The organism is Burkholderia cepacia (assembly GCF_001718835.1).
Classification (GTDB): domain Bacteria; phylum Pseudomonadota; class Gammaproteobacteria; order Burkholderiales; family Burkholderiaceae; genus Burkholderia; species Burkholderia cepacia_F.
In genome coordinates, this window is record NZ_CP013444.1 from 2,999,539 (window position 1) to 3,025,839 (window position 26,301).

The 26,301-nt window shown below is 64.2% G+C and carries 18 protein-coding genes, 2 tRNA genes and 3 rRNA genes; 5 read left to right on the forward strand and 18 right to left on the reverse strand.

Annotated features, from left to right (window positions below; translation table 11 throughout):
* Positions 1 to 7: 7 nt before the first annotated feature.
* Positions 8 to 1,600, forward strand: coding sequence for an inorganic phosphate transporter (locus WT26_RS33135; RefSeq protein WP_069274917.1), 1,593 nt, complete (start codon positions 8 to 10; stop codon positions 1,598 to 1,600).
* Between the two features lie 114 nt (positions 1,601 to 1,714).
* Complete coding sequence (locus tag WT26_RS33140; protein WP_231130498.1) at positions 1,715 to 2,503, forward strand: 2OG-Fe(II) oxygenase; 789 nt, start codon at positions 1,715 to 1,717, stop codon at positions 2,501 to 2,503.
* 150 nt (positions 2,504 to 2,653) lie between these two features.
* Here the strand turns inward: WT26_RS33140 and WT26_RS33145 are convergent, their stop codons facing one another.
* The 13 genes from WT26_RS33145 to phnS all read right to left on the reverse strand — a co-directional run bounded on the left by WT26_RS33145 (position 2,654) and on the right by phnS (position 17,254).
* Positions 2,654 to 4,078, reverse strand: coding sequence for an MFS transporter (locus WT26_RS33145; protein ID WP_069274918.1), 1,425 nt, complete (start codon positions 4,076 to 4,078; stop codon positions 2,654 to 2,656).
* Positions 4,079 to 4,372: 294 nt separating this feature from the next.
* Positions 4,373 to 4,485 (reverse strand): 5S ribosomal RNA (rrf, locus tag WT26_RS33150).
* 116 nt (positions 4,486 to 4,601) lie between these two features.
* Positions 4,602 to 7,483: ribosomal RNA gene (locus WT26_RS33155) — 23S ribosomal RNA — on the reverse strand.
* A 283-nt stretch (positions 7,484 to 7,766) separates the two neighbouring features.
* Positions 7,767 to 7,842, reverse strand: a tRNA-Ala gene (locus WT26_RS33160).
* Between the two features lie 36 nt (positions 7,843 to 7,878).
* A tRNA-Ile gene (locus tag WT26_RS33165) sits at positions 7,879 to 7,955 on the reverse strand.
* A 63-nt stretch (positions 7,956 to 8,018) separates the two neighbouring features.
* Positions 8,019 to 9,549 (reverse strand): 16S ribosomal RNA (locus tag WT26_RS33170).
* Together the 16S, 23S and 5S rRNA genes with 2 tRNA genes alongside form the textbook arrangement of a ribosomal RNA operon.
* A 419-nt stretch (positions 9,550 to 9,968) precedes the next feature.
* A complete protein-coding gene (locus WT26_RS33175) occupies positions 9,969 to 10,520 on the reverse strand; it encodes a phosphonate degradation HD-domain oxygenase (protein WP_069274919.1) in 552 nt (183 codons plus the stop codon).
* A gap of 4 nt (positions 10,521 to 10,524) precedes the next feature.
* Positions 10,525 to 11,979, reverse strand: a complete 1,455-nt coding sequence (phnY, locus tag WT26_RS33180; RefSeq protein ID WP_069274920.1) for a phosphonoacetaldehyde dehydrogenase — start codon at positions 11,977 to 11,979, stop codon at positions 10,525 to 10,527.
* The gene (gene phnA, locus WT26_RS33185; protein WP_069274921.1) at positions 11,976 to 13,283 is read right to left on the reverse strand and encodes a phosphonoacetate hydrolase; all 1,308 of its coding nucleotides are present in this window, start codon (positions 13,281 to 13,283) and stop codon (positions 11,976 to 11,978) included. The genes phnY and phnA overlap by 4 nt, the downstream gene beginning before the upstream one ends.
* On the reverse strand, positions 13,280 to 14,140 hold the full coding sequence (phnV, locus tag WT26_RS33190) for a 2-aminoethylphosphonate ABC transport system, membrane component PhnV (RefSeq protein ID WP_059526633.1): 861 nt from the start codon (positions 14,138 to 14,140) through the stop codon (positions 13,280 to 13,282). Before phnV ends, phnA begins: the two co-directional genes overlap by 4 nt.
* Positions 14,130 to 15,050 carry a 2-aminoethylphosphonate ABC transporter permease subunit gene (locus tag WT26_RS33195; RefSeq protein WP_069274922.1) on the reverse strand — a complete coding sequence of 307 codons (921 nt, stop codon included), beginning with the start codon at positions 15,048 to 15,050 and terminating at the stop codon, positions 14,130 to 14,132. Before WT26_RS33195 ends, phnV begins: the two co-directional genes overlap by 11 nt.
* Positions 15,028 to 16,131, reverse strand: coding sequence for a 2-aminoethylphosphonate ABC transport system ATP-binding subunit PhnT (phnT, locus tag WT26_RS33200; RefSeq protein WP_059526638.1), 1,104 nt, complete (start codon positions 16,129 to 16,131; stop codon positions 15,028 to 15,030). The genes WT26_RS33195 and phnT overlap by 23 nt, the downstream gene beginning before the upstream one ends.
* Before the next feature lie 34 nt (positions 16,132 to 16,165).
* On the reverse strand, positions 16,166 to 17,254 hold the full coding sequence (phnS, locus tag WT26_RS33205) for a 2-aminoethylphosphonate ABC transporter substrate-binding protein (RefSeq protein WP_021159315.1): 1,089 nt from the start codon (positions 17,252 to 17,254) through the stop codon (positions 16,166 to 16,168).
* Between the two features lie 318 nt (positions 17,255 to 17,572).
* On the opposite strand from phnS, the gene WT26_RS33210 reads away from it, so the two are divergent.
* A complete protein-coding gene (locus WT26_RS33210; protein WP_069274923.1) occupies positions 17,573 to 18,691 on the forward strand; it encodes a 2-aminoethylphosphonate--pyruvate transaminase in 1,119 nt (372 codons plus the stop codon).
* Between the two features lie 61 nt (positions 18,692 to 18,752).
* On the opposite strand, the gene WT26_RS33215 is transcribed toward WT26_RS33210, so the two are convergent.
* The 3 genes from WT26_RS33215 to aroQ are packed head-to-tail and all read right to left on the reverse strand — an operon-like array spanning position 18,753 to position 21,441.
* A complete protein-coding gene (locus WT26_RS33215) occupies positions 18,753 to 20,093 on the reverse strand; it encodes an MFS transporter (protein ID WP_069274924.1) in 1,341 nt (446 codons plus the stop codon).
* A 41-nt stretch (positions 20,094 to 20,134) separates the two neighbouring features.
* Complete coding sequence (locus tag WT26_RS33220) at positions 20,135 to 20,989, reverse strand: shikimate dehydrogenase (protein ID WP_059667647.1); 855 nt, start codon at positions 20,987 to 20,989, stop codon at positions 20,135 to 20,137.
* Entirely contained in the window at positions 20,986 to 21,441 is a 456-nt protein-coding gene (gene aroQ, locus WT26_RS33225; RefSeq protein WP_021159313.1) for a type II 3-dehydroquinate dehydratase, read from the reverse strand. The genes WT26_RS33220 and aroQ overlap by 4 nt, the downstream gene beginning before the upstream one ends.
* A gap of 257 nt (positions 21,442 to 21,698) precedes the next feature.
* On the opposite strand from aroQ, the gene WT26_RS33230 reads away from it, so the two are divergent.
* Both WT26_RS33230 and WT26_RS33235 read left to right on the forward strand, forming a co-directional pair.
* Positions 21,699 to 23,591, forward strand: a complete 1,893-nt coding sequence (locus tag WT26_RS33230) for a bifunctional sugar phosphate isomerase/epimerase/4-hydroxyphenylpyruvate dioxygenase family protein (RefSeq protein ID WP_069274925.1) — start codon at positions 21,699 to 21,701, stop codon at positions 23,589 to 23,591.
* Positions 23,592 to 23,865: 274 nt separating this feature from the next.
* Complete coding sequence (locus WT26_RS33235) at positions 23,866 to 24,129, forward strand: hypothetical protein (RefSeq protein ID WP_021159311.1); 264 nt, start codon at positions 23,866 to 23,868, stop codon at positions 24,127 to 24,129.
* A gap of 54 nt (positions 24,130 to 24,183) precedes the next feature.
* Here WT26_RS33235 and WT26_RS33240 read toward each other — a convergent pair whose 3' ends face one another.
* Both WT26_RS33240 and WT26_RS33245 read right to left on the reverse strand, forming a co-directional pair.
* Positions 24,184 to 24,972, reverse strand: coding sequence for a DUF899 domain-containing protein (locus WT26_RS33240; RefSeq protein ID WP_059879385.1), 789 nt, complete (start codon positions 24,970 to 24,972; stop codon positions 24,184 to 24,186).
* A 116-nt stretch (positions 24,973 to 25,088) separates the two neighbouring features.
* Positions 25,089 to 25,883 (reverse strand): AraC family transcriptional regulator, encoded by a 795-nt coding sequence (locus WT26_RS33245; RefSeq protein ID WP_069274926.1) that lies wholly within the window; start codon positions 25,881 to 25,883, stop codon positions 25,089 to 25,091.
* Positions 25,884 to 26,301 lie beyond the last annotated feature (418 nt).

Here is a 26,301-nt window from a genome sequence, read left to right on the forward strand (position 1 = left end):
TGTCGTCATGAATCAACCTGCTTCGTCCGCCGCGCATGATCAGGCGTCCCTCGCCCGCACCCGGCATGCCGGCTATGCCGTCTTCCTGCTGGTGCTGGCGCTCGGCGCCGTCTACGTTGCCACGCACCTGATCTCCGATATTGCGCCGGTCCGCGAAGGGAAGCTGTTCCCGTACCTGCTGCTCGGCGCCGCGCTGCTGATCGCGCTCGGCTTCGAATTCGTCAACGGCTTCCACGACACCGCGAACGCGGTCGCCACCGTGATCTATACGCACTCGCTGACGCCGAACGTCGCGGTGATCTGGTCCGGCATGTGGAACTTCCTCGGCGTGATGGTCTCGAGCGGCGCCGTTGCGTTCGGCATCCTACAGTTGCTGCCGGTCGAGCTGATCCTGCAGGTCGGCAGCGGCGCGGGCTTCGCGATGGTGTTCGCGCTGCTGATCGCCGCGATCGTGTGGAACCTCGCGACCTGGTATTTCGGGTTGCCGTCGTCGAGTTCGCATACGCTGATCGGGTCGATCATCGGCGTCGGACTGATGAACCAGTTGATGCACGGGCCGTCCGGCACGAGCGGCGTCGACTGGGGCCAGGCGCTCGGCGTCGGCAAGTCGCTGCTGCTCTCGCCGATCGTCGGCTTTCTGTGCGCGGCGCTGCTGCTGCTCGTGCTGAAGGCGCTCGTGCGGATCCCGGAGCTGTACAAGGAGCCGCCGAAGGATCAGCCGCCGCCGTTCTGGATCCGCTGCCTGCTGATCCTGACCTGCACGGGCGTGTCGTTTGCGCACGGTTCGAACGACGGGCAGAAAGGGATGGGGCTCATCATGCTGATCCTGATCGGCACGGTGCCGACCGCCTATGCACTGAACAAGGCCGTCACGCCGGCCGAGACGCAGACCTTCGTGGCGGTCGCGAACCAGGCGGCCGCGACATTCGGAAAGTACACGAACGGCGTCGCGCCGTCCGCGAACGCGCGCGCCGACGTCGAGCGCTACGTGCAGCATCGCGAACTGACGCCCGCCGTGCTGCCGGCCGTGCAGCAGCTGTCGACATCGCTCGCGACCGCGGTCGGCGCGTCGGGCTCGATGGCGGCGGTGCCGCAGCGCGACGTCGACAACGTGCGCAACACGATGTATCTGGTATCCGAAGCGATCCGCCTGATCGAGAAGTCGGGTCAGCCTGCGTTCGCGCCGGCCGACCGGCTCGCGATCGACAACTATCGCAAGCAGCTCGACCATGCGACCAAATTCATTCCGACGTGGGTGAAGGTTGCGGTCGCGATTGCGCTGGGCCTCGGCACGATGGTCGGCTGGAAGCGGATCGTCGTGACCGTCGGCGAGAAAATCGGCAAGCAGCATCTGACGTACGGACAGGGCGCATCGGCCGAACTCGTCGCGATGCTGACGATCGGCGCCGCCGACGTGTACGGATTGCCCGTGTCGACGACACATGTGCTGTCGTCGGGTGTCGCGGGCACGATGTCGGCGAACGGCTCCGGGCTGCAATGGAGCACGGTGCGCAGCCTGGTGCTCGCGTGGGTGCTGACGCTGCCGGCGTCGATCGCGCTCGCGGGCGGGTTGTACTGGCTGTTTCGTTCCGTGGGCTGAGCGAAACTGTGGTTCGGCGGTGCGCCCCTTGTCGATTGGAGCGCAAGATGCGGAGCGTATCCGCAAAACGACGTCGCTAGACTGGATTCTTCGATCCTCGTCGCGAATACAGTCATGCGCTCTGCTCCGCCGGCCACCGCTTTCCCGCTCCATCCCTTCTTCCGCGCATCGTCGGATACAGGGCGCCCCGGCGCCTGCGACATCGCCCAGCACATCGACACGCTGGACTGGCCCGCCATCGAAGCGGAACTGGGCCGCCAGGGGTGTGCGCTCATTCCCGGATTGCTGTCGGCGCCCGCATGCGACGCATTGGCATCACTCTATGCGCGCGATGCGCTGTATCGCTCGCGCGTCGTGATGGCGCGTCACGGTTTCGGACGCGGCGAATACAAGTACTTCGCCTATCCGTTGCCGGCGACCGTCGACACACTGCGCTCGACGCTCTATCCGCACCTCGCGCCGATCGCGAATCGCTGGAATGCCGCCCTTGGCGTCGATGTCCGCTACCCGGCGGCGCATTCGGAATTTCTCGCCCGCTGCCAGGCGGCGGGGCAGACGCGACCGACGCCGCTGATCCTGCAATACGGTCCCGACGACTACAACTGTCTCCATCAGGATCTTTATGGCGAGCACGTGTTTCCGCTGCAGGTCGCGATCCTGCTGTCGGCGCCCGGACGGGACTTTACCGGCGGCGAGTTCGTGCTGACCGAGCAGCGGCCGCGCATGCAGTCGCGCGCCGAAGTGGTGCCGCTGACGCAAGGCGACGCGGTGATCTTCGCCGTGCACGGCAGACCCGTGCAGGGGACGCGCGGCGTCTATCGCGTCAACCTGCGCCACGGCGTGAGCCGGATCCGCAGCGGCCACCGCCACACGGTCGGCATCATCTTTCATGACGCCCAGTGATCGAAACCGAGCGATCACGCACGCGACAATTGCCCTTGCGTGCGGCGATGAATGATATCCACGGACGTCATTCGTCGGAACGTTTCGATCCGCAGCACGCGGATGATCAGTGCGGGCGCCACCGCCCGCGCATCGGGCAGGCGATCCCGGTCACCCTCTCGCGACGCTCGCCCTGAGCCGGTCTCCCGCGTCGAGCGCAAGCCGCGCATAACCCGGCAACGTCAGCAGCGCGAGCACGCCGGCCGCGACGAAGGCCCAGCGGAAATCGTCGAGCACGTAATGCATGCCGGTCGCGTCGCCGCGCAACGAGGCGGCCACGCGCAACGCCAGCGCGCCGAACGCGATCCCCATCCCGATCGTCATCTGCTGTGCGGCACTCCACAGCGTGCTGGCTGCACTCGTCTGCCGGGCGGGAATGTCCGCGTAGGCGAGTGTCGCGAGCGTCGTGAACTGCATCGACCGCGTGAGTCCGTAGACGAATACGACGAGCAGCGTGACCGCCAGCGGCGTCGACGCGGTCAGCCAGCCGCACGCAATCGTGAAGAGGCCGACAATGGTCACGTCGACGAGTGCGACGCGCCGAAAACCATATCGGTCGAGAATCCACGACGTTCCCGCCTTCATCCCCAGATTGCCGAGCGCACTCGCGAGCAGCAACAGGCCGGACTGGAACGGCGACAACCCGAAGCCGATCTGGAACAACAGCGGCAGCAGGTACGGCACGGCGTTGATCGCCATCCGCGTGATCGAGCCGGTGATCACCGTCACCGAGAAGGTCGGCACCTTCAGCGTCGTGAAGTCGAGCAGCGGATGCGCGCAGCGTCGCGCATGCAACCACGCGGCCGCGCCGAACAGCACGCTCGCCCCCACGAGCACCGCGGCGTGCGCGAACTGTGCATCCTGCTGGCCGGCCGCTTCGGTACCGATCAACAGGCAAGTCAATGCACCGCCGGCCAGCACGAATCCGGCCCAGTCGAGCGGCCGTTGCTCGTCGGCCCGCGTGTTCCGGACGATCAGCCAGGTACAGGCGAGCGCGGCAAGCCCGAACGGGACGTTCAGCAGGAAGATCCAGCGCCATGACGCATAGGTCGTGATGAAGCCGCCGATCGGCGGCCCGACGACAGGCGCGACGATGCCCGGCCACGTGATCGTCGCGATCGCCCGCATCAGCTTGGCCTTCTCGGTACTGCGCACGACGATCATCCGTCCGACCGGCACCATCATCGCCCCGCCGACGCCTTGCAGCAGCCGTGCAGCCGTGAACGTCACGACACCTTCGGACAGCCCGCACAGCACCGACGCACCGGTAAAGACGACGATCGCACTCGCGAATACCGTACGCGACCCATAACGGTCCGCGATCCAGCCGCTGATCGGGATGAACACCGCCAGCGCGAGCATATAGGCCGTCATCCCGAGGCTCAGCGCGTTCGGCCCGACGCCGAACGAACGCGCCATTTGCGGCAGCGCGGTCGCGATCACGGTCGTGTCGAGGTACTCCATGAAGAACGTTGCGGCGACGAGATACGGCAAGAAGTCGGTCGTCCGACCACCTGGGTTGGAGGTGGGGGTCATGAACGATGCAGTAGACGGAATGCGGGAGATGCCGGCCTCGAACGAGCGCAGACAAGCGCCGGAGCCGGGACGAGTGTCGATAGTACCTCGAAGCGCCTACTCTTCGCTCTGCCGGCGCGTGCAGTTAAATGCAGTTTATGCGCATAGATTTTTGATCCGACATCAATCAATGCGTGCGATTCGAAGCTGAAGACGCCTGTTGAGCAAGCTTATCGATCAAATAGGCGGCGATATTTCCGTCGCTGGAAACGCAAAAACCCCCGCCGGTTGGGCGGGGGTTTCTGGTTTGGGGGAGCCTGACGATTACCTACTTTCACACGGGAATCCGCACTATCATCGGCGTAGAGTCGTTTCACGGTCCTGTTCGGGATGGGAAGGGGTGGGACCGACTCGCTATGGTCATCAGGCAAAGAGGGGTGTTCTGCTGGCTGGGCCAACAGAACCAATCTGGGAAGAAGCAGTAATTGAGGTTGTGCGTATCGCACATCGCGGTCATTCAACCGCTCTAAAACAGCCTTGTTATAGGATCAAGCCTTACGGGCAATTAGTATCAGTTAGCTGAACGCATTACTGCGCTTACACACCTGACCTATCAACGTCCTGGTCTCGAACGACCCTTCAAGGAGGTCAAGCCTCCAGGGATATCTCATCTTAAGGCGAGTTTCCCGCTTAGATGCTTTCAGCGGTTATCTCTTCCGAACATAGCTACCCGGCGATGCGACTGGCGTCACAACCGGTACACCAGAGGTTCGTCCACTCCGGTCCTCTCGTACTAGGAGCAGCCCCCTTCAAATATCCAACGCCCACGGCAGATAGGGACCAAACTGTCTCACGACGTTTTAAACCCAGCTCACGTACCTCTTTAAATGGCGAACAGCCATACCCTTGGGACCGGCTACAGCCCCAGGATGAGATGAGCCGACATCGAGGTGCCAAACACCGCCGTCGATATGAACTCTTGGGCGGTATCAGCCTGTTATCCCCAGAGTACCTTTTATCCGTTGAGCGATGGCCCTTCCATACAGAACCACCGGATCACTATGACCTGCTTTCGCACCTGCTCGACTTGTCGGTCTCGCAGTTAAGCACGCTTATGCCATTGCACTATCAGCACGATTTCCGACCGTACCTAGCGTACCTTCGTACTCCTCCGTTACGCTTTGGGAGGAGACCGCCCCAGTCAAACTGCCTACCATGCACTGTCCCCGACCCGGATCACGGGCCAAGGTTAGAACCTCAAACAAACCAGGGTGGTATTTCAAGGACGGCTCCACCGAAACTAGCGTTCCGGTTTCATAGCCTCCCACCTATCCTACACAGATCGGTTCAAAGTCCAATGCAAAGCTACAGTAAAGGTTCATGGGGTCTTTCCGTCTAGCCGCGGGTAGATTGCATCATCACAAACACTTCAACTTCGCTGAGTCTCGGGAGGAGACAGTGTGGCCATCGTTACGCCATTCGTGCAGGTCGGAACTTACCCGACAAGGAATTTCGCTACCTTAGGACCGTTATAGTTACGGCCGCCGTTTACCGGGACTTCAATCAAGAGCTTGCACCCCATCATTTAATCTTCCGGCACCGGGCAGGCGTCACACCCTATACGTCCACTTTCGTGTTTGCAGAGTGCTGTGTTTTTATTAAACAGTCGCAGCCACCAGTTTATTGCAACCCCTTCACCCTCCTGGCGCAGGCCAGTCAAGCTACAAGGGCGTACCTTATCCCGAAGTTACGGTACCAATTTGCCGAGTTCCTTCTCCCGAGTTCTCTCAAGCGCCTTAGAATACTCATCTCGCCCACCTGTGTCGGTTTGCGGTACGGTCATCGTTAGACTGAAGCTTAGAGGCTTTTCTTGGAACCACTTCCAATTGCTTCGCGCCCTAGAGCGCTCGCGCCACACCCTTGAATCCTGCGCCCGGATTTGCCTAAGCGCCTTCTCCAATGCAGCGACCGGGACTTCCAACACCCGGACAACCTTCCGCGATCCGTCCCCCCATCGCATCTAACGACGGTGCAGGAATATTGACCTGCTTCCCATCAGCTACGCATTTCTGCCTCGCCTTAGGGGCCGACTCACCCTACGCCGATGAACGTTGCGTAGGAAACCTTGGGCTTACGGCGAGGGGGCCTTTCACCCCCTTTATCGCTACTCATGTCAGCATTCGCACTTCCGATACCTCCAGCACCCTTTACAAGGCACCTTCGCAGGCTTACGGAACGCTCTCCTACCATGCGAGACGAGCTCGCATCCGCAGCTTCGGTATATGGCTTAGCCCCGTTACATCTTCCGCGCAGGACGACTCGATCAGTGAGCTATTACGCTTTCTTTAAAGGGTGGCTGCTTCTAAGCCAACCTCCTGACTGTTTTAGCCTTCCCACTTCGTTTCCCACTTAGCCATATTTGGGGACCTTAGCTGGCGGTCTGGGTTGTTTCCCTCTTGACACCGGACGTTAGCACCCGATGTCTGTCTCCCGTGATTGCACTCTTCGGTATTCGGAGTTTGCTATGGCGGGGTAATCTGCAATAGACCCCCCAACCATGACAGTGCTCTACCCCCGAAGGTGAGACACGAGGCACTACCTAAATAGTTTTCGGAGAGAACCAGCTATTTCCAGGTTTGTTTAGCCTTTCACCCCTATCCACAGCTCATCCCCTAACTTTTCAACGTTAGTGGGTTCGGACCTCCAGTACGTGTTACCGCACCTTCATCCTGGCCATGGATAGATCACCTGGTTTCGGGTCTACGCCCAGCAACTGAACGCCCTATTCGGACTCGCTTTCGCTACGCCTGCCCTATACGGTTAAGCTTGCTACTGAACGTAAGTCGCTGACCCATTATACAAAAGGTACGCCGTCACCCCTTACGAGGCTCCGACTGTTTGTATGCATGCGGTTTCAGGATCTATTTCACTCCCCTCCCGGGGTTCTTTTCGCCTTTCCCTCACGGTACTGGTTCACTATCGGTCGATCACGAGTATTTAGCCTTGGAGGATGGTCCCCCCATCTTCAGACAGGATTTCACGTGTCCCGCCCTACTTGTCGTACACCTAGTTCTTTCATACTGTTTTCGCCTACAGGGCTATCACCTGCTATGGCCGCACTTTCCAGAGCGTTCGGCTAACAATACAAATAAAGAGTACAAGGCTCATCCCATTTCGCTCGCCACTACTTTGGGAATCTCGGTTGATTTCTTTTCCTGCGGTTACTTAGATGTTTCAGTTCACCGCGTTCGCTTCGCATGGCCTATGTATTCAGCCATGGATACTCCATACGGAGTGGGTTTCCCCATTCGGATATCTACGGATCAAAGCTTGTTTGCCAGCTCCCCGTAGCTTTTCGCAGGCTACCGCGTCCTTCATCGCCTGTGATCGCCAAGGCATCCACCACATGCACTTGTTCGCTTGACCCTATAACGAGTCTGTCTCGTTACAGGTTGAGTTCTCGCGTTGTGCCGTATTCCAATTGAGCCGAACATGAAGTTCGAATCATCTTGAGATACATCGATACAATCACAACCCGGATAGTTTCCACGTCCATCTCAAAGACGCTTCCGCTATCCAAATTACTTGCTTCTTCCAGATTGTTAAAGAACGACAGCCGATACAGTTACCTGCATCACTCTGACTGGCTCAATCGCCAATGCCAAATCCTCGGTTCGCTTTCGAACCAAGCACTTCGCATTGAAGATTGTGGTGGAGGCAGACGGGATCGAACCGACGACCCCCTGCTTGCAAAGCAGGTGCTCTCCCAGCTGAGCTATGCCCCCATACAGAGACTTCCCAGGGTACTTCCGCCAGACAATTGGTGGGTCTGGTTGGATTCGAACCAACGACCCCCGCCTTATCAAGACGGTGCTCTAACCGACTGAGCTACAGACCCCTGAGTCTGTCCTAATTTACAGCCGATAAGCGTGAGCGCTCAACTTGTGCGAGATAGCTCTGGAAAGGAGGTGATCCAGCCGCACCTTCCGATACGGCTACCTTGTTACGACTTCACCCCAGTCATGAATCCTACCGTGGTGACCGTCCTCCTTGCGGTTAGACTAGCCACTTCTGGTAAAACCCACTCCCATGGTGTGACGGGCGGTGTGTACAAGACCCGGGAACGTATTCACCGCGGCATGCTGATCCGCGATTACTAGCGATTCCAGCTTCATGCACTCGAGTTGCAGAGTGCAATCCGGACTACGATCGGTTTTCTGGGATTAGCTCCCCCTCGCGGGTTGGCGACCCTCTGTTCCGACCATTGTATGACGTGTGAAGCCCTACCCATAAGGGCCATGAGGACTTGACGTCATCCCCACCTTCCTCCGGTTTGTCACCGGCAGTCTCCTTAGAGTGCTCTTGCGTAGCAACTAAGGACAAGGGTTGCGCTCGTTGCGGGACTTAACCCAACATCTCACGACACGAGCTGACGACAGCCATGCAGCACCTGTGCGCCGGTTCTCTTTCGAGCACTCCCGAATCTCTTCAGGATTCCGACCATGTCAAGGGTAGGTAAGGTTTTTCGCGTTGCATCGAATTAATCCACATCATCCACCGCTTGTGCGGGTCCCCGTCAATTCCTTTGAGTTTTAATCTTGCGACCGTACTCCCCAGGCGGTCAACTTCACGCGTTAGCTACGTTACTAAGGAAATGAATCCCCAACAACTAGTTGACATCGTTTAGGGCGTGGACTACCAGGGTATCTAATCCTGTTTGCTCCCCACGCTTTCGTGCATGAGCGTCAGTATTGGCCCAGGGGGCTGCCTTCGCCATCGGTATTCCTCCACATCTCTACGCATTTCACTGCTACACGTGGAATTCTACCCCCCTCTGCCATACTCTAGCCCGCCAGTCACCAATGCAGTTCCCAGGTTGAGCCCGGGGATTTCACATCGGTCTTAGCGAACCGCCTGCGCACGCTTTACGCCCAGTAATTCCGATTAACGCTCGCACCCTACGTATTACCGCGGCTGCTGGCACGTAGTTAGCCGGTGCTTATTCTTCCGGTACCGTCATCCCCCCGAGGTATTAACTCAGAGGATTTCTTTCCGGACAAAAGTGCTTTACAACCCGAAGGCCTTCTTCACACACGCGGCATTGCTGGATCAGGGTTGCCCCCATTGTCCAAAATTCCCCACTGCTGCCTCCCGTAGGAGTCTGGGCCGTGTCTCAGTCCCAGTGTGGCTGGTCGTCCTCTCAGACCAGCTACTGATCGTCGCCTTGGTAGGCCTTTACCCCACCAACTAGCTAATCAGCCATCGGCCAACCCTATAGCGCGAGGCCCGAAGGTCCCCCGCTTTCATCCGTGGATCGTATGCGGTATTAATCCGGCTTTCGCCGGGCTATCCCCCACTACAGGACATGTTCCGATGTATTACTCACCCGTTCGCCACTCGCCACCAGGCCGAAGCCCGTGCTGCCGTTCGACTTGCATGTGTAAGGCATGCCGCCAGCGTTCAATCTGAGCCAGGATCAAACTCTTCAGTTCAAACCTGTTACTGTTTTCGGTTCCGTAGAACCGGTCGCTCACTCAAAGCTGACAGGAATATGAATCACTTCATAAACCTGACTTACTTTAGTGTGAGACTCTTGATACTTTCGCTATCTGATCCGAGGATCAGCTCGCTGCCATCAAGCGCCCACACTTATCGGCTGTTAATTTTTAAAGAACGTGTCTGCGAGAAAACCGTCTTTCTCAGCAGCGCTGCATTTTCAGCAGCAGAGAAGCGAGATTATGAACCGTGTTTCGCAGCGCGTCAACAACTTTTTATACTGCATCGTTGCGACTGCGGGGTTCAACTTCCTTCCCTCTTCCGCACCGCGTTTCCGTTAGCGCGAAAGAGGCGTGATTCTAGTCACCTCCCACGTTCCGCGCAAGGGGTTTCGCGAAATAAATTTAAGGCCCCGTCAGGCCCTGCGCACCTGGCGCGCGACGATCTCCATATAGTGATCGAGATCAGGCGTCACCTTGCCTTCTTCCTTGGCCGTATCGTCCCAGCGGCGCAGACGCAGCGCATCCTCCGCGAACGGGCGCTGCAGGAACGCCGCCGTCTCCTCTTCACTGAAGATGCCGCCCTGCAGCGCGAGACTGCGCACCGAGTCCGGCGACAGGCTTTCGAAGTAGCCGGCGTCCGTGCGGCACAGGCAGCGCTTGGCGTCGACGTGCAGGCGGATCGGCTCCAGCACTGCATCGGAAAACAGCGGACGCAGGAACGGCAACACGTAATATTGGTGCAGATCGTCGATCCCGCGCGCACTCGGCGTCTCGCCCTGGCGATTCAGCAGATGCCCGAGATCGTGCAGGAACGCCGCCGCGACCAGCGCCTCATCAGCCCCCGCCTCTTCCGCCAGCAATCCGCTCTGCAATGCATGCTCGAGCTGCGTGACCGGTTCACCGCTATAGGCCACATGGCCATGCTCTTGGTACAGACTGCGAATCTCTTCAAGCGTCAACGCCATTCCGTCATCCCCACGGCAACGAGAACGTCTTCAGGTTCGTGAAGCTCTTCATCGCCTCCTGAACGCCTTCCTTGTAACCGAGCCCCGAATCCTTGATCCCGCCGAACGGCGACAGCTCGATCCGGTATCCGGGCACCTCCCATACATTCACCGTGCCGACGTTCAGCTCGTTCACGAACCGCACGACCGCCGCCGTGCTGTCCGTACAGACACCCGACGATAGCCCGAACGCCGTCCCGTTGCTGATCCGGATCGCGTCGTCGATCGTGTCGAACGCGATCACCGGCGATACCGGGCCGAAGGTCTCCTCGCGCACGATCGTCATCGACGGATCGACGTTGTCGAGCACGGTCGGCGCATACAACGCGCCGCGCCGCACGTTGCCCGTCAACAGCCGCGCGCCCTGTGCGACCGCCTCCGCCACGCGCGTCTCGAACAGCCGCGCCGCTTCTTCGTCGATCACCGTGCCCATTTCGTTCGCGGGATCGAACGGATCGCCGTATTTCCATGCGCGCGTCTTCTCGACGAGCAATTCGGTGAAGGCGGGCGCGATCGCGCGCTGCACCAGCATCCGCTTGACGGCCGTGCAACGCTGGCCCGAATTCCGGTACGACCCGAGCACCGCCAGCGACGCCGCGCGTTCGAGATCGGCATCGTCGAGGACGATCAGCGGATCGTTGCCGCCCAGTTCCAGCACGATGCGGCGGTAGCCGGCCCGCGCGGCAATCGCCTTGCCGATCGCCACGCCGCCCGTGAAGGTGATCAGCGACGCGTGCGGGTGCGTGACGAGCTCGTCCGCGATCTCGCGCGGAACGCCGGTCAGCACCTGCAGCATCGGTTCCGGCAGACCGGCTTCATACAGCAGGTCTGCCAGGTAGAACGCCGACAGCGGCACCTTCTCCGACGGCTTCACGATCACGCGGTTGTTGGTCGCGATCGCCGGCGCAATCTTGTGCGCCACCTGGTTCATCGGATGATTGAACGGCGTGATCGCGACGATCACGCCGTCGAGCGGCTGCCGCTGCGAAAACACGCGGCGCGCCCTGCCATGGGGCGTCAGGTCGCACGAGAAACTCTGCGCGTCGTCGCGCAGCGCCTCGACCGCCGCGAACTTCAACACGTCGGCCACGCGGCCGATCTCGTAGCGGGAGTCCTGTTTCGACAGTCCCGATTCGAGCGTGATCAGGTCGGACGCTTCCTCGGTGCGCTCGCGCAGCAGCGCGGCCGCGCGTTCGAGGATCTGCGAACGTTCGTAACGCGTGAGCGTCGGCCGATACGCCATCGCGTAGTCGAATGCCGCGCGCACGTCGTCGACGCTCGCGAGCGGCACCGTACCGACGCGCGTGCCCGTGTAGGGGTCCGTGACGTCGAAGGTCCGCTCGCGTGCCGCGCGAGCGCCGCACCAGCGCAATGCCTCGGCACGGAATGCCGGATGGTCCCGCCGAACAGGGGAAGTCATGATGCGATCCGGTTCAGCACGAAATCGAACACGTCGAAATTGCGCGGGCGACGCGCAGGATCGACCGGCTCGATACGGCGATTGAACAGCAGCGGCACTTCCTGCTCCGACACGCCGCCATGCGAACGCAGCGGCACCGTGAGGCCCGACAGATCGTGTTCGCGCTCGCGCGTGCCGAGCGTCATGTCACGGCGGCCGATCACGACGAGATCGCCGATCCGGTCGGCCGGCAGCTCGAAACGTGCCGCGGCTTCCGCGTTGTCGAGCACGAGTTCGACGCCGTCGAGACCGCCGACGCGCCACATCGCCTCGGCCCGGTCGACGCCCGGCGCCAGATAGACGGTGGCAAACGAGCCGAGCGCGCCGTGGTGCACGACGTACGGATCCGTGATCGGCAGGATCACGCGCGCAGCCTGCGCGCCGTACCACCCGTCGAAGGCATCCTGCAGATAGATGACGTTCGGCCGGCCCGTCGCAGGATCGTGCTTCGCGTTCATCCCGTGGTCGGCCGTCAGCCCGATCGCCCAGCCCAGCGCGTCGAGCTGCGCGAGATAGCCGTCCATCATCGCGTAGAACGCGTTCGCGCCGGCACTGCCCGGCTCGCACTTGTGCTGCACGTAATCGGTGGTCGACAGGTACATCAGGTCGACCTGGCGCGTCTGCGCAAGCCGCACGCCGGCCGCGAACACGAATTCGGACAACGCCGCGCTGTACACGTCCGGCGACGGCAGGCCCACCCAGTCGAGCACGTCGACGATCCCGTTTTCGGCGAGATTCGCCTGCGCGGCCTTCTCTGCCGAAAAGCAGATGCCGTTCATCTGCCAGCCCAGCAGCCGGCGCAGCTTGTCCTTCGCCGTCACGACGGCCACCCGCGCACCGGCGTCGGACGCCGCCGCGAGCAGCGTGCCGGCCCGCAGGTAAGCCGGATCGTTCATCATGACTTCGGCGCCGCGCCCACCGTCGGCGGCCGGATCCCAGAAATAGTTGCCGCAGATTCCATGGACCGACGGCGGCGCGCCGCAGACGATCGACAGGTTGTTCGGGTTGGTGAAGGTCGGCACGACGCAGTCGGCGCGCCAGGCCGTGCCTTGCGCGATCATCCGGCCGATGAACGGCGCGACGCCCGCTTCCAACGCACGCTCGAGATAGGCGTACTCGCAGCCGTCGACGCAGACGACGACGGTCGGTTCGACCGGCAGCCGGTAGCGCCGGCCGTTGACGTCGACGGACTGGTCCGGCAGGCCCGTCGACGCTCCGGCGGCCGGCGCGTCGCCGGGCGACCGCAATGCGAACGCGGCGTTCATGATGCCCCCCGCTTGCCGCGCGGCACGCGCGCGGCGATCAGCAGCAGCGCCGCGAGCGACGCGCCCAGCATCAGCAGCGACAGCGCCGAAGCCGGAAGGTAATACCCCCGCTCCACCTGGCCGATCACGACGATCGGCACGGTCGCGAAACCGGGCGGATAAACCGTCAGCGTCGCACCGAGCTCGCCGAGCGACAGCGCGAAGCCGAGCGCGAGGCTCGCGCGCAGCGCCGGCACGAGCTGCGGCAGCAGCACGCGGCGCAGCACCATCGCGGGCGGCGCGCCGAGGCTCGCCGCCGCTTCGCGCAGCACGGTCAGTTCCGGACGCAGCGCGGCGGCCGCGCAGCGATAGCAGAACGGCAGGATCAGCGCGAGCTGCACGAGCACGACGATCGCCGCGGAGCTCGACAGGTCGACCGGCTTCTGGTGATACGCGATCAGCACCGCGAGCCCGAGCACGACGCTCGGCACGCCGTTCGGCACCATCACGAGCGCGTCGACCACCGCGCCGAGGCCGCGCCGGTCGCGCCCTTCGAGGGCCAGCGCGAGCCACAGCCCGAGGACCGTGCCGACCGCCGACACGCCGAAGCCGATTTCGAGGCTCGTCAGCAGCGCGTCGTATTCCGGCGACCCGAGCCGCTCGAACCAGCGCAGGCTGTAACCGGCCGGCAGGATCGTGCCCGACCACTGCGTCGACACGCTCGACAGCGCCACGACGATGACCGGCAACACGAACAACCAGAAGCACGCGAACGCGGCCAGCGCGAGCGCCGCGCGCGACGCATGCTTGAGCACCGTGTCGCCCCAGCCGATCTGGTGGCGCGGCACGGCTTGCCCGATACGGAATTCAGCGGACATCGTTCCCTCCCGTCGCGCGCCGGTTCACCCGGCGATAAACCGCATACAACGCCAGCGACAGCACCAGCATTACCACCGCGCCGGCCGACGCGGTCGGCAGGTCGAGGTCGACGGTCGCGCTGCTGTAGATCGCGACCGGCAGCGTGACGAGCCGCGCGCTGCCGAGCACGAGCAGAATCCCGAATTCGTTCAGCGTCAGCAGGAAGCACAGCACGGTGCCGGCGGCGATGCCCGGCCACGCGATCGGCAGCACGACGCGGCGGGCGAGCATCCAGCCGGACGCGCCGAGGCTGCGCGCGGCTTCGATCAACCGCAGATCGAGCGTCGCGAACGATGCGAGCGTCGGCCGCACGACGAACGGCGTATAGAACACGGTCTGCGCGAGGATCACGCCGCCGATGCCGAACAGGAAATCGAGCGGCGCATTTTCGAGATGGAACAGGTGCTGCAGCGCGATGCTGATCGAGCCTTGCGAGCCGTACAGGAAGATCAGCGTGAACGCGACGAGGAACGACGGAAACGCGACGTACAGCTCCAGGAAGCGCGTGACGAGCGAGGCGCCCGGAAACGGCTTGAAGAACAGCAGCGCGGCCAGCAGCACACCGAACACCGACGCGGTGCCGGCGCTCGCGAACAGCACGCCGAGCGTGGTCAGCAGCACGTTGCGGGTATCGGGATTGCCGAAGAACGTCCGGTACGCGGCGAAACTCAGCCCGTGGTCGCCCGACACGCTCAGCAGCACGAGCCGCACCAGCGGGTAGACGACGAGCGGGCCCAGCACGACGATCGCGAGCGCGGCCAGATGCAGGTCGCCCACGCGCTTGCGGCGCCGCGCGTCGGCCGCGTGCGCGGCGGCCGACGCGAGCACGTGCGGCGGCAGGCCGGCTTCAGGGCTCGATAAGGACGACATCGTCTGCCTCGCAATGCAGGGAAACACGCGCACCGCGCTCGGGAGCCGCACTGCGGCCGCGTTGCATCGTGACGCGCACGGGCTCGTCGGGCGCCGCATCGATCGTGACCGCGATCGACAGGTCCGCGCCCTGCCATTCGACGGACGACACCGTGCCGTGCAGCCCGCCCGCGGCGGGCGGCATCACGGTCAGGCGCTCGGGGCGCACGCACGCGACCTTGCCGCGCACTTCGTGGCGCGGATCGCCGAGCGGGAAGATCACGTGCGGCGGCAGCAGGTTCGCCGGGCCGAGATAACGCGCGACGTAGCCGTCCTGCGGCGCGTCGTACAGCTGCTGCGGCGTGCCGAGCTGCGCGATGTGGCCGTCGCGCATCAGCAGCGCGCGGTCGGACAGCACGAGCGCGTCGTCGCGGTCGTGGGTCACGCAGACGACGGTCAGGTTCGGCAGGCGTTCGTGCAGCGCCTTCAGCTCGCTGCGCACCGATGCGCGCAGGTTGGCGTCGAGCGCCGACAGCGGCTCGTCGAGCAGCAGCACGTCCGGCTCGATCACGAGCGCGCGCGCCAGCGCGACGCGCTGCTGCATCCCGCCCGACAACTGTGCGGGCAGGTGATGGCCCGCATCGCCGAGCTGCACGAGCTTCAGCGCATCGGCGACGCGACGCGTCACTTCCGACGACGCCATGCCGCGCGCGCGCAGCCCGAATGCGACGTTCTCGAACACCGACAGGTGCGGGAACAGCGCGTAATTCTGGAACAGCAGACCGAGATTGCGCTTGTGCGGCGGCGCGTAGGTCAGGTCGCGTCCGGCAACGGTCAGCGTGCCGGTCAGGCCGTCGGCCTTCACGAACCCGGCGATGAAGCGCAGCAGCGTGGTCTTGCCGCAGCCGCTCTTGCCGAGCACGGTCAGAAATTCACCGGCACCGATCGACAGCGACAGATCGTCCAGCACCGTGCGTGCGCCGTAGCGCACGCTCAGGTGTTCGATCTGCACGCCGCCCGGCGCGCCGGACCGCAGCGTGGCTCGCGGTTCGGCGGCGCCGAATGCGCCGGGATGGGTCAGGGTGGTTTCCACCGGGTTCATCCTCTTGCTCACTAATACAGGCGGCGTGCGCCGATCACTTCGGCTTGACGACGTCGAGCTGCTTGCCCGAGCTGCCGATCACGTCCTTCTTCCAGCGCTCGATCCACACCGGCTTCTTCGCCATCACCTGCGTCCAGTCGACCGGGATCAGCTTCACGCCCGCGATCGCCTTCTTGACCGCTTCGCCGTTCTTGCCGGCCAGCGGCACGTCCGTGCGGCCCGGGATGCCGTACATGTCCGGCACCTTCGACTGCACTTCCGTCGACATCAGGTAGTCGATCAGCTTCTTGCCGGCGTCCTGGTTCGGGCCGCTCTTGATCAGGCCGATGCCGTACGGGAGCTGGAACGTGGTCGGCTGGTCGCCGTCCTTCGCGGCCAGGAAGATCGGCTTGACGGACAACGCGCCGTGTTCGGCATCGTCGAGGTCCATCTGCAGGTCGCCGTTCGCGACGCTGATCTCGTTGCGCGACAGCAGCACGTTCAGGTAGCCCGTGCCCTTCGTGTGGAACTTCACGCTCTGCGACAGCTTCGCGAGGTAGTCGAACGCCTTGTCCTCGCCCATCAGCGAGGTCGTCAGGATCAGCACGGCCATCCCGTCGCCGGCGGTCGCCGGGTTCGAGTACGCGACCTTGCCCGCGTAGGCCGGCGACAGCAGGTCGGCGAACGTCTTCGGCTGGTTCTTCACGACGTCCGGGTTGATCGCGAACGAGAAGTAGTTGTTCACGAACGTCGCCCACGTGCCGTCTTCCGCCTTCGCGATCGCCGGCACGTTCTTGTAGTTCACGCTCTGGTACGCCTGCAGCAGGCCCATCTGGCCGGCTTGCTGAATGAAAGGCGGCAGCGTGACGATCACGTCGGCCTTCGGGGAATTCTTCTCGATGTTCGCGCGGTTGACGACTTCGCCGCTGCCCGCCGTCACGATGTTGACCTTGACGCCCTCCTTCTTCTCGAAGGCCGGCAGCACATCGCGATAGAGGTTCTCGAGACCGTCTGCCGTGTACAGCACGACCGCGCTCGCCGCATGCACGGGCAACGCGGCGCCCATCAGACCGGCGACGGTGGCAGCCAGCGCAAGCTTGCGGAACGCGCCGGCAGCGGCGCGCGAGGAATTCTGCAGTGTCATCTCACTTCTCCGTAGGCGGAACACCAAATGGCCGGGGCACGATCCGGCTCTGTCGGCCAGAGTTGGCGCTTCAGCGCTTACTCTGGCCCCACGCAGAGCAGTAATTGGGGGGCGAACCGCCAGCGGGCCCGCCTCGTCGCCGCCCGACCGGTGCTGGACCGATGCGGTTTCGTGCGGCAAGCGAAGGATCACAGCGTTCGATGACAAACCCGTGACGACCGCTCAAAATTCCACAAAATGACATAATTTGCCACTAAGATGGCCGTCACCCGGAAACGCCATCCGGCGTTTCATCCGACCTGTGCTGGAGAAAAACCGATGTCCGCCACCGCCCCGATCCTGCTCACCCCCGGCCCGCTCACCACGTCCGCCACAACGCGCGACGCAATGCAGCGCGACTGGGGCTCGTGGGATGCCGAATTCAATCGCCTGACCGAAAGCGTGTGTGCCGACCTCGTCGCCATTGCGCACGGCGGCGGCGAGTACGTGTGCGTACCGATGCAGGGCAGCGGCACGTTCTCGGTCGAAGCCGCGCTCGGCACGCTGGTGCCGCGCGACGGCGTCGTGCTGGTGCCCGACAACGGCGCGTATTGCGCGCGCATCCTGAAGATTCTCGGCCGGCTCGGCATCGAAGCGATCGCTTTGCCGTTCGGCGAGGATGCGGCCGTCGATCCGGCCGCGATCGAGGCCGCGTTCGCGCGCGAGCCGCGCATCACGCACGTCGCGCAGGTGCATCTGGAGACGAGCGCCGGCATCCTGAACCCGCTCGACGACATCGCCGCCGTGTGCCGGCGCCACGGCAAGCGGCTGATCGTCGACGCGATGAGCTCGTTCGGCGCGCTGCCGATCGCGCTGGCGGGCAGCGGCATCGATGCGCTGATCTCGGCAAGCGGCAAATGTCTCGAAGGCGTGCCGGGGATGGGGTTCGCGATCGTGCGGCGCGATGCGCTCGAGGCCAGCGAAGGCAATTCGCCGTCGCTCGCGCTCGATCTCCACGATCAGTACGCGTACCTGCGCAAGACGGGCCAGTGGCGCTTCACGCCGCCGACGCACGTGATCGCCGCGCTGCGCGCCGCGCTCGACCAGTATCTCGCCGAAGGCGGGCAGCCGGCGCGCGGTGCGCGCTACGCGGACAACTGCCGGACGCTGGTCGAATCGATGCGCGCGCTCGGCTTCGCGCCGTTCCTCGATGCGGGCGTGCAGGCGCCGGTGATCGTCACGTTCCATGCGCCGGACGATCCGGCCTACGATTTCCGCCGCTTCTACGACGCCGTGCGCGATGCCGGTTTCATCCTGTATCCGGGCAAGCTCACGCAGCTCGAGACGTTCCGCGTCGGCTGCATCGGTGCGATCGACGCCGACGATATCCGGCGCGCGGTCGCGGCGATCGGGCACGCGATCGAGACGCTCGGCATCACGCTGCGCCGCGCGTCATGAACGAAAAAGGCCCGGCGGGTTGCTCCCGCCGGGCCCGAGGTCCTGCCGCCGCGTGCCTGCGTTACAGCTCGATCCGCTTGATGTCGCCGACGACGAAGATGTAAGACAGCGCACCGATCAGCGCGATCACGCCGATGAATACGAGCGCGCCGACGAACGAGCCGGTCGTCGCGACGATGAAGCCGACGACCAGCGGCGTGATGATGCCCGCGAGGTTCGCCGCGAAGTTGAAAATGCCGCCCGTCACGCCGAGCAGACCGTCCGGCGCGATGTCCGACACGAGCGTCCAGCCGAGCGCGGCCATCCCTTGCGCGAAGAACGCGACCGACATGATCGCGATCACGGCTTCGTTGCTTTGCACGTAGTTCGCGAGAATGATCGTCGACGCGAGCAGCAGGCCGGCAATGATCGGCAGCTTGCGCGCGAGGTTCGCGGACTTGCCGCGGCGCAGCAGCCAGTCGGAGAAGATCCCGCCGAACATCACGCCGACCGACGCGGCGATGAACGGCATGATCGCGAAGAAGCCGATCTTCAGCCAGCCCATGTGGCGCTCGGTGGCGAGGTAGGTCGGGAACCAGGTCAGGAAGAACACGAGCGTCGAGTTGCCGGCGAACTGGCCGAGGCAGATGCCCGCGAGCTGGCGCTTCTTCAGCAGCTTGCCGGCCATCGCCCAGCTGAATTTCGTCTGCTCGGGCCGGTCGTTCTTCTTCGCGCCGTGCGCGAGGCCGCCGCCCGCTTCGATGAACTCGATCTCCTCCTTGTTCGCGCCCGGATGGTTGCGCGGCTCATGATAGAACTTCCACCAGACCAGGCCGAACGCGATGCCGATCGCGCCGACGACCCAGAACAGCGAACGCCAGCCGAACGCGCCCATCAGCGCGAACAGCACCGGGCTGAAGAACGCGAGGCCGATGTACTCGCCGACCGTATACGTACCGGTCGCCATCGCGCGCTCGTTCTGCGGGAACCACGTCGCGACGACCCGGCTGTTGGTCGGGAAGCACGGCGCCTCCGTCACGCCGAGCCCGAGCCGGCATGCGAACAGCGTCGCGATGCCCGGCACGAAGCCCTGCAGGAACGTGCACAGCGACCACAGCGTCATCGACCAGTAATAGGTGATCTTGCTGCCGAAGCGGTCGAGGAACAGGCCGCCGGGCACCTGCATCGCGACGTACGTCCACGAAAACGCGGAGAACATGATGCCCATCACGGCCGCATTGATACCGAGTTCCTTGGTGAGCTGCGGTGCAGCCACCCCCAGCACGGTACGGTCGAGATAGTTGATCATCGTGCCGATCGCGAGCAGCGCGAGAATCTTGTAGCGCGCCGAGGTGCGCCGGACCGAGCCGGCCGCCTGCGCCGGACGCGCCGGCGCATGGTTGGTGTGGGTGGTGTGCTGCATGATTGTCTCCTGGTCTCGTCTTTATCTGAATCTATCGAGGGTCAGCGTGCGACCAGCGACTGAAAGTGCTCGAACATCCGTTCGTCGTCCGGCGTTCGTCCGGTGAAGATCTCGAACGCATCGACGGCCTGGTACACGGCCATCCCGCCTCCCGGCAGCGTTGCGCAGCCGGCCGCGCGCGCGGCGCGGACCAGTTCGGTTTCGAGCGGGAAATACACGATGTCGGCCACCCACATCCCGGCATGAAGCAGCTCGGCCGGCAGCGGCAGGCCCGGATGCTTGGCCATGCCCGTCGGCGTCGCGTGGATCAGGCCCGTCGCGGCGCGCATCGCGTCCGCGAGATCGCCGCCCTGTACAACCCGCGCCGCGGGGAAGCGTTGCTGCAGTTCCGCCGCGAGGGCGGCGGCGCGCGTGCCGTCGACATCGAAAATCGTCAGTTCGGCCGCGCCCATCTGCAGCGCGGCGTGCGCCACGGCCGCGCCCGCGCCGCCCGCGCCGAGCTGGACGACGTGTTCGAGCGACGCGTCGGGCAACCCGCGGCGGAACGATTTCGCGAAGCCCGACCAGTCGGTGTTGTGGCCGATCCGCTTGCCGTCCTTGAACAACACGGTGTTCACCGCGCCGAGCGCACGCGCATCGTCCGACAACGCGTCGAGGTGCTCGATCACGCGCTGCTTGCACGGGTGCGTGATGTTCAGGCCGTTGTAGCCCATCCGCTGCGCGGCATCGAGCAGTTGCGGCAGTGCCTCGACGGTCACGCCGAGCACGTCGAGGTCGATCCGCCGGTAGACATAGCCGAACCCCTGGCGGAATCCTTCTTCCTCGTGCATCGCAGGCGACAGCGAGCCGCCGATGCCCTGGCCGATCAGGCCGATCAGAAACGACGGGCGGCTCATCGCGCGGCCCCCTGCGCGAACAGCGTCGCCAGACGCTGCAGCGCGAACACGTAGCCTTCGGTGCCGCAGCCGCAGATCACGGCTTCGGCAACCGCCGACACGTAGGAATGGTGGCGGAACGCCTCGCGACGATGCACGTTCGAGATATGGACTTCGATCACCGGCTTCGCGATCGCGGAAAGCGCGTCGGCCAGCGCCACCGACGTATGCGTATAGGCAGCCGGGTTGATCACGATGCCGTGCGTGTCGTGACGCGCGGCGTGCAGCCAGTCGATCAACTGATGCTCGGCGTTCGACTGGCGGAAGTCGATTTCCAGCCCGAGCGCCTCAGCGGCCGTTCGGCAGCGCTGCTCGACGTCGGCGAGCGTTTCCGCGCCGTAGATATGGGGCTCGCGCGTCCCCAGCAGATTCAGATTCGGGCCGTTCAGCACCAGCACCTTGGGCTTGCTCATGGTGTTTCTGCTCCTAAAACGGGGGCGCATCGCTAGCCGACTTCGCCCCCTGACGTCAAGATTTGGCGCTAGTGTGCGCTTGCGAAAGCGCAATGTCTTTTCGGGTTTTCGCTAATTTGTACCACCTAGTTAGTTTGTACAATACGACTCACCAGCCCAGTAAATTCGGGATATGGCGTTCGTCGTGAATTCAACGACTGGTTCATTCAGGGTCGATTCGACCAACGCCGTGCCCCGCTCATCCGCAGGATTCGCCCATGCAGCGCTCGATCGCCACCGTGTCACTGTCCGGCACGCTCGCCGGGAAGCTCGCCGCCGTCCAGGCCGCAGGTTTCGACGGCGTCGAAATCTTCGAGAACGACCTCGTCTACTTCGACGGATCGCCGGCCGACGTCCGGCGCATGGCCGCCGATCTCGGCCTCGACATCGTGCTGTTCCAGCCGTTTCGTGACTTCGAGGGCGTGAGCGCAGCCCAGCTCGCCCGCAACCTCGACCGGATCAAGCGCAAGTTCGACGTGATGCATGCGCTCGGCACCGACCGCATCCTGGTGTGCAGCAACGTGTCGGCCGACACGATCGCCGACGACGGGCTGCTCGTCGACCAGCTCGGCGCGCTCGCGGAAGCCGCGCGGCAGGCCGGCGTGGTCGCTGCGTACGAAGCGCTCGCGTGGGGCCGGGTCGTGAAGCGGTACGGCCATGCGTGGAAACTCGTGAATGCCGTGAACAGCCCGCACCTCGGCCTTGCGCTCGACAGCTTCCATACGCTGTCGCTCGACGATTCTCCGGACGCGATCGCCGACATCCCCGGCGACCGGATCGCGTTCGTGCAGATCGCCGATGCGCCGAAGCTCGCGATGGACGTACTCGAATGGAGCCGCCACTTCCGCTCGTTCCCGGGCCAGGGCGACTTCGACCTCGCGCGCTTCACCGCGCGCGTGATCGAATCGGGCTACACGGGGCCGCTGTCGCTCGAGATCTTCAACGACGGCTTCCGCGCGGCGCCGACCGCGATCACGGCCGCCGACGGCCATCGCTCGCTGCTCTACCTGGAAGAACTGACACGCGAGCGGCTCGCGCAGGACGGCCGCGCGCCGGCCGCCAGCCAGCCGCTGTTCGCGCCGCCGGCGCCGCCCGCACACGTCGGGTTCCAGTTCATCGAATTCGCGGTCGACGCACCGGCCGCGGCAACCGTCGGCGAATGGCTCGGCCGGATGCGCTTCCGGCTCGCGGGCCGGCATCGGTCGAAGGACGTGACGCTGTTCCAGCACGGCGCCGCGTCGATCGTGCTGAACGCGGAGCGCGACTCGTTCGCCGATGCGTTCTTCCAGCAGCACGGGCTGTCGCTCTGTGCATCGGCATTCCGCGTCGACGACGCGAAAGTGGCGTTCGAGCGTGCGGCCGGCTTCGGCTACGCGCCGTTCTCCGGCCGCGTCGGTCCGAACGAGCGCGTGCTGCCGAGCGTACAGGCACCGGACGGCAGCCTCGAGTATTTCGTCGACGAAGCGCCGAACGCGCCGACGCTGTATGAATCGGACTTCGTGCTGACCGACATCGACGGCCCGAGCGAGGTCGGCCCGCTGACGGGTATCGATCACGTGTGCCTGGCGCTGCCCGCCGACGCGCTCGATACGTGGATCCTGTTCTTCAAGACGGCGTTCGGCTTCGAGGCCGAGCGCAGCTGGCTCGTGCCCGACCCGTACGGGCTGATGCGCAGCCGCGCAGTGCGCAGCGCCGACGGTTCGGTGCGGATCGCGCTGAACGCGTCGGTCGACCGGCACACGGCGGTCGCCGAATCGCTCGACCGCTACCACGGCACGGGGCTGAACCACGTCGCGTTCCGCACGGACGACATCGTGAAGACGATCGCCGCGTTCGCGGCCGACGGCATTCCGTTCCTGCGCATTCCGCCGAACTACTACGACGATCTCGCCGCACGCTACGCGCTGCCGGACGAGTTGATCGACACGCTGAGCACGCATCACCTGCTGTACGACCGCGACGAGCACGGCGGCGAATTCCTGCACGCGTATACGGAACTGGTCGACAACCGCTTCTCGCTCGAGATCGTCGAGCGGCGCGGCGGATACGACGGCTACGGGGCGGCAAACGCAGCCGTGCGCCTGGCCGCGCAGGCGCAGCGAAGAAAATAAGGGGCAGGGAAAAACCGGGTGCGACGAAAGGTCATCGCCTATTTGTCTGGCGAATCGTCCACGCATGCACTACGCTGGCGCTTGTGCTGTCGGACGCCCGCCTGAAGCGGCTTGCGCCGATCCGGTTCGCGAAGCCGCCGCCGTGCCGTTACATGCCGTAACCACCGGTTCGCCGCGGCCGGTCCACGACCGGGGCGTTTTAAGAATCGCTTAAGTCTTCGACGGCACCATCCGCAACCATATCCGAAGAACCCGTCGAACCAGGAGGAAAGCGATGAGCGCCGTAGAAGCACCCGCGGGCCGCCCGGCCGCGCCCCCTGCAAAGAAGACGATGCTGCGCCGCCTGCTCAGTCATCATGAAATCGCGACGCTGCTCGTGCTGCTGCACGCACCGATCGGCGCGAACGCCAAACCCGAACTGCCTGCGCTGCAGGAAGCCGGCCTCGTCGAGATGGTCAAGCTCGACGCCGATACGGCCCCCAGCTTCCGGCTGACCGAAAACGGCACCGCCGTCCTGAAAGGGCTCGGCTACCGCTGAACCGGCAGGCGGCAGACCGCCGCCGCTCCTGTCGACGCGCGCCACCGCGCCGAGCTAGCTGTCGCGCTTCCGAAAGGCCGCCTCTCCCGCATCGGATACCTCGACCCACTTCGGGTCCGGCGCGGCGCCGGGCACGTAGCTGTCGTGCCAGTTCCACCATTTGTACGGCCGGCCCTGCGGGTACCCCTCCGGCGAATCCTCCCATGTCTCCTGGCGCCCGAGCGCCGTCATGTCGAGATAGCTCCACGTGGTGCCCATCGCCTCGTCGCCGCGACTGTTGATGAAATACGTGCGGAACACGCGCTCGCCGTCGCGGATGAATGCGTTGTGGCCGTGCCATTCGTCCACGCCGAAGTCGGCATCGAAACTGTCGGTGATCGTGTACCACGGAATATTCCATCCCATCCGCGCCTTCAGGCGCGCGATGTCGGCCTGCGGCGCGCGTGACGCGAACACGAGCGTGGTGTCGCGGGCGTTCAGGTGGGCGAGGTGGCCGACGTGGTCGGCCACCATCGAACAGCCGATGCACGCATGCTCCGGCCAGCCGTGCACGCCGGGCTCGAAGAACGCGCGGTACACGATCAGCTGGCGGCGCCCGTGGAACAGGTCGAGCAGGCTCGCCTTGCCGTCAGGCCCGTCGAACGCATACTTCTTTTCCACGGCAACCCACGGCATCCGCCGCCGCTCGGCGGCCAGTGCGTCACGGGCGCGGGTCAGTTCCTTTTCCTTGACGAGCAGCCGCTCGCGCGCGGCCGCCCACTCTTGCGGCGACACGATCGGCGGCGTCTTCATCGCGGGCTGCCCCTCCTTCCGTCCGTCGTCCGGTGATGTGTTCGTGGTCATTGCTGCCTCCGGGTCAGAGCGATCGCTCGCTGTGGGTCATGAGACAGTTTTAGTCGCCGGCCAGCGAATGGTGGGAGTGACAATTGTGGCGAGATTCGTTTTCCGGGCGCGCCGGGTCACCCTGCCCGCTCCTGCAGCATCAACCGGTATTCCGTCGGCGTCACGCCGACCGTCGCCTTGAACTGGCGCGTGAACGCGCTGTGATCCGTATAGCCGCATAGCGCCGCGACATCGGTCACCTTGTCGTGCGTGACGAGCAGCGCGGTGGCCGCATCGAGCCGCGTCTTCAGCAGCACCTGGCGCGGCGTCAGGTGAAACACCTTGTGGAAGTAGCGTTCGAGCTGCGCGACCGACATCCCGGCCATCTGCGCGAGCTGCTTCAGGTTCAGCGGCTGCACGTAATGATCCTGGATGTGCTGGACCACGTCGGCGAGCCGGCTGTACGCCGGGTGCGATCCCTCGTGCGCCTTCAGGTCGCGCGAGATGCCCGCGAGGCCGACCACCCTGCCTGCGGCATCGCGCAGCGGCTCCTTGCAGGTCAGGCACCAGCCCGGCTGGCGGCCCGGATACAGGTGCAGCTCGAGCTGGTCCGTCAGTTGCTGGCCGGCGTTGATCGTCGCCATGTCCTGCTCGAAATAGCTGCGGCCGAAGCGGCGCGGAAACACTTCGTCGGCCGTCTTGCCGAGCAGGTCGCGCTTGTCCTTGTAGCCGCAGCGCATCGCCAGCGTGCGGTTGACGAGCGCGTAGCGGCCGTTCGCGTCCTTCACGAAGAATGCGACGTCCGGCAGCGCATCGAACACCGGTTCGAGCAGGCGGAAGTGCGCGAGCATCGCGCCGAGATCGGCGTTGTCGGGCTGGTGGCGCAACGTATTGGACAGGCTCATGGGCGGTACGGCAAGCAAGGTCGTCATCCCGGCAACCGCAAGGCGAGTGGCAGATGGCGTCGATTATAGAAGCGCGCCCCATTGACGGCGCGCAGGGCGCACGATCCCGCGCGCGCGGTCGTGCACGCCCGAAGCCGCCATCCTAAAAAACGCGGCCGCGCCGCGTCTTGGCGCGATTGCGCACGAGAAATGACGATTTCGGCATATATCAGGGTTATCGACGATATGCCGATATCGTCGCCGGCCACGCACCGAACGCGCAAGACGCACGCATTTTCGCTATCTAGACTTCGCTTCACGGTCACGAGACGCGACACGGCCCTGCCGGCGTGCGACCCGCACGAAATGCCGCGATCGCCGCTCGACGCGCCGATTTCAGCACAGCGTCTCGCCCGGTTTACCGGCGCCGGCCCGCCAGCCGGCGGCGGCCCAACCACGCCATCAA

Coding starts and splice junctions, on each gene's coding strand:
- WT26_RS33135 (WP_069274917.1), top strand. CDS start 8: ATGAATCAACCTGCTTCGTCCGCCGCGCATGATCAGGCGTCCCTCGCC.
- WT26_RS33140 (WP_231130498.1), top strand. CDS start 1,715: ATGCGCTCTGCTCCGCCGGCCACCGCTTTCCCGCTCCATCCCTTCTTC.
- WT26_RS33145 (WP_069274918.1), bottom strand. CDS start 4,078: ATGACCCCCACCTCCAACCCAGGTGGTCGGACGACCGACTTCTTGCCG.
- WT26_RS33175 (WP_069274919.1), bottom strand. CDS start 10,520: ATGGCGTTGACGCTTGAAGAGATTCGCAGTCTGTACCAAGAGCATGGC.
- phnY (WP_069274920.1), bottom strand. CDS start 11,979: ATGACTTCCCCTGTTCGGCGGGACCATCCGGCATTCCGTGCCGAGGCA.
- phnA (WP_069274921.1), bottom strand. CDS start 13,283: ATGAACGCCGCGTTCGCATTGCGGTCGCCCGGCGACGCGCCGGCCGCC.
- phnV (WP_059526633.1), bottom strand. CDS start 14,140: ATGTCCGCTGAATTCCGTATCGGGCAAGCCGTGCCGCGCCACCAGATC.
- WT26_RS33195 (WP_069274922.1), bottom strand. CDS start 15,050: ATGTCGTCCTTATCGAGCCCTGAAGCCGGCCTGCCGCCGCACGTGCTC.
- phnT (WP_059526638.1), bottom strand. CDS start 16,131: ATGAACCCGGTGGAAACCACCCTGACCCATCCCGGCGCATTCGGCGCC.
- phnS (WP_021159315.1), bottom strand. CDS start 17,254: ATGACACTGCAGAATTCCTCGCGCGCCGCTGCCGGCGCGTTCCGCAAG.
- WT26_RS33210 (WP_069274923.1), top strand. CDS start 17,573: ATGTCCGCCACCGCCCCGATCCTGCTCACCCCCGGCCCGCTCACCACG.
- WT26_RS33215 (WP_069274924.1), bottom strand. CDS start 20,093: ATGCAGCACACCACCCACACCAACCATGCGCCGGCGCGTCCGGCGCAG.
- WT26_RS33220 (WP_059667647.1), bottom strand. CDS start 20,989: ATGAGCCGCCCGTCGTTTCTGATCGGCCTGATCGGCCAGGGCATCGGC.
- aroQ (WP_021159313.1), bottom strand. CDS start 21,441: ATGAGCAAGCCCAAGGTGCTGGTGCTGAACGGCCCGAATCTGAATCTG.
- WT26_RS33230 (WP_069274925.1), top strand. CDS start 21,699: ATGCAGCGCTCGATCGCCACCGTGTCACTGTCCGGCACGCTCGCCGGG.
- WT26_RS33235 (WP_021159311.1), top strand. CDS start 23,866: ATGAGCGCCGTAGAAGCACCCGCGGGCCGCCCGGCCGCGCCCCCTGCA.
- WT26_RS33240 (WP_059879385.1), bottom strand. CDS start 24,972: ATGACCACGAACACATCACCGGACGACGGACGGAAGGAGGGGCAGCCC.
- WT26_RS33245 (WP_069274926.1), bottom strand. CDS start 25,883: ATGACGACCTTGCTTGCCGTACCGCCCATGAGCCTGTCCAATACGTTG.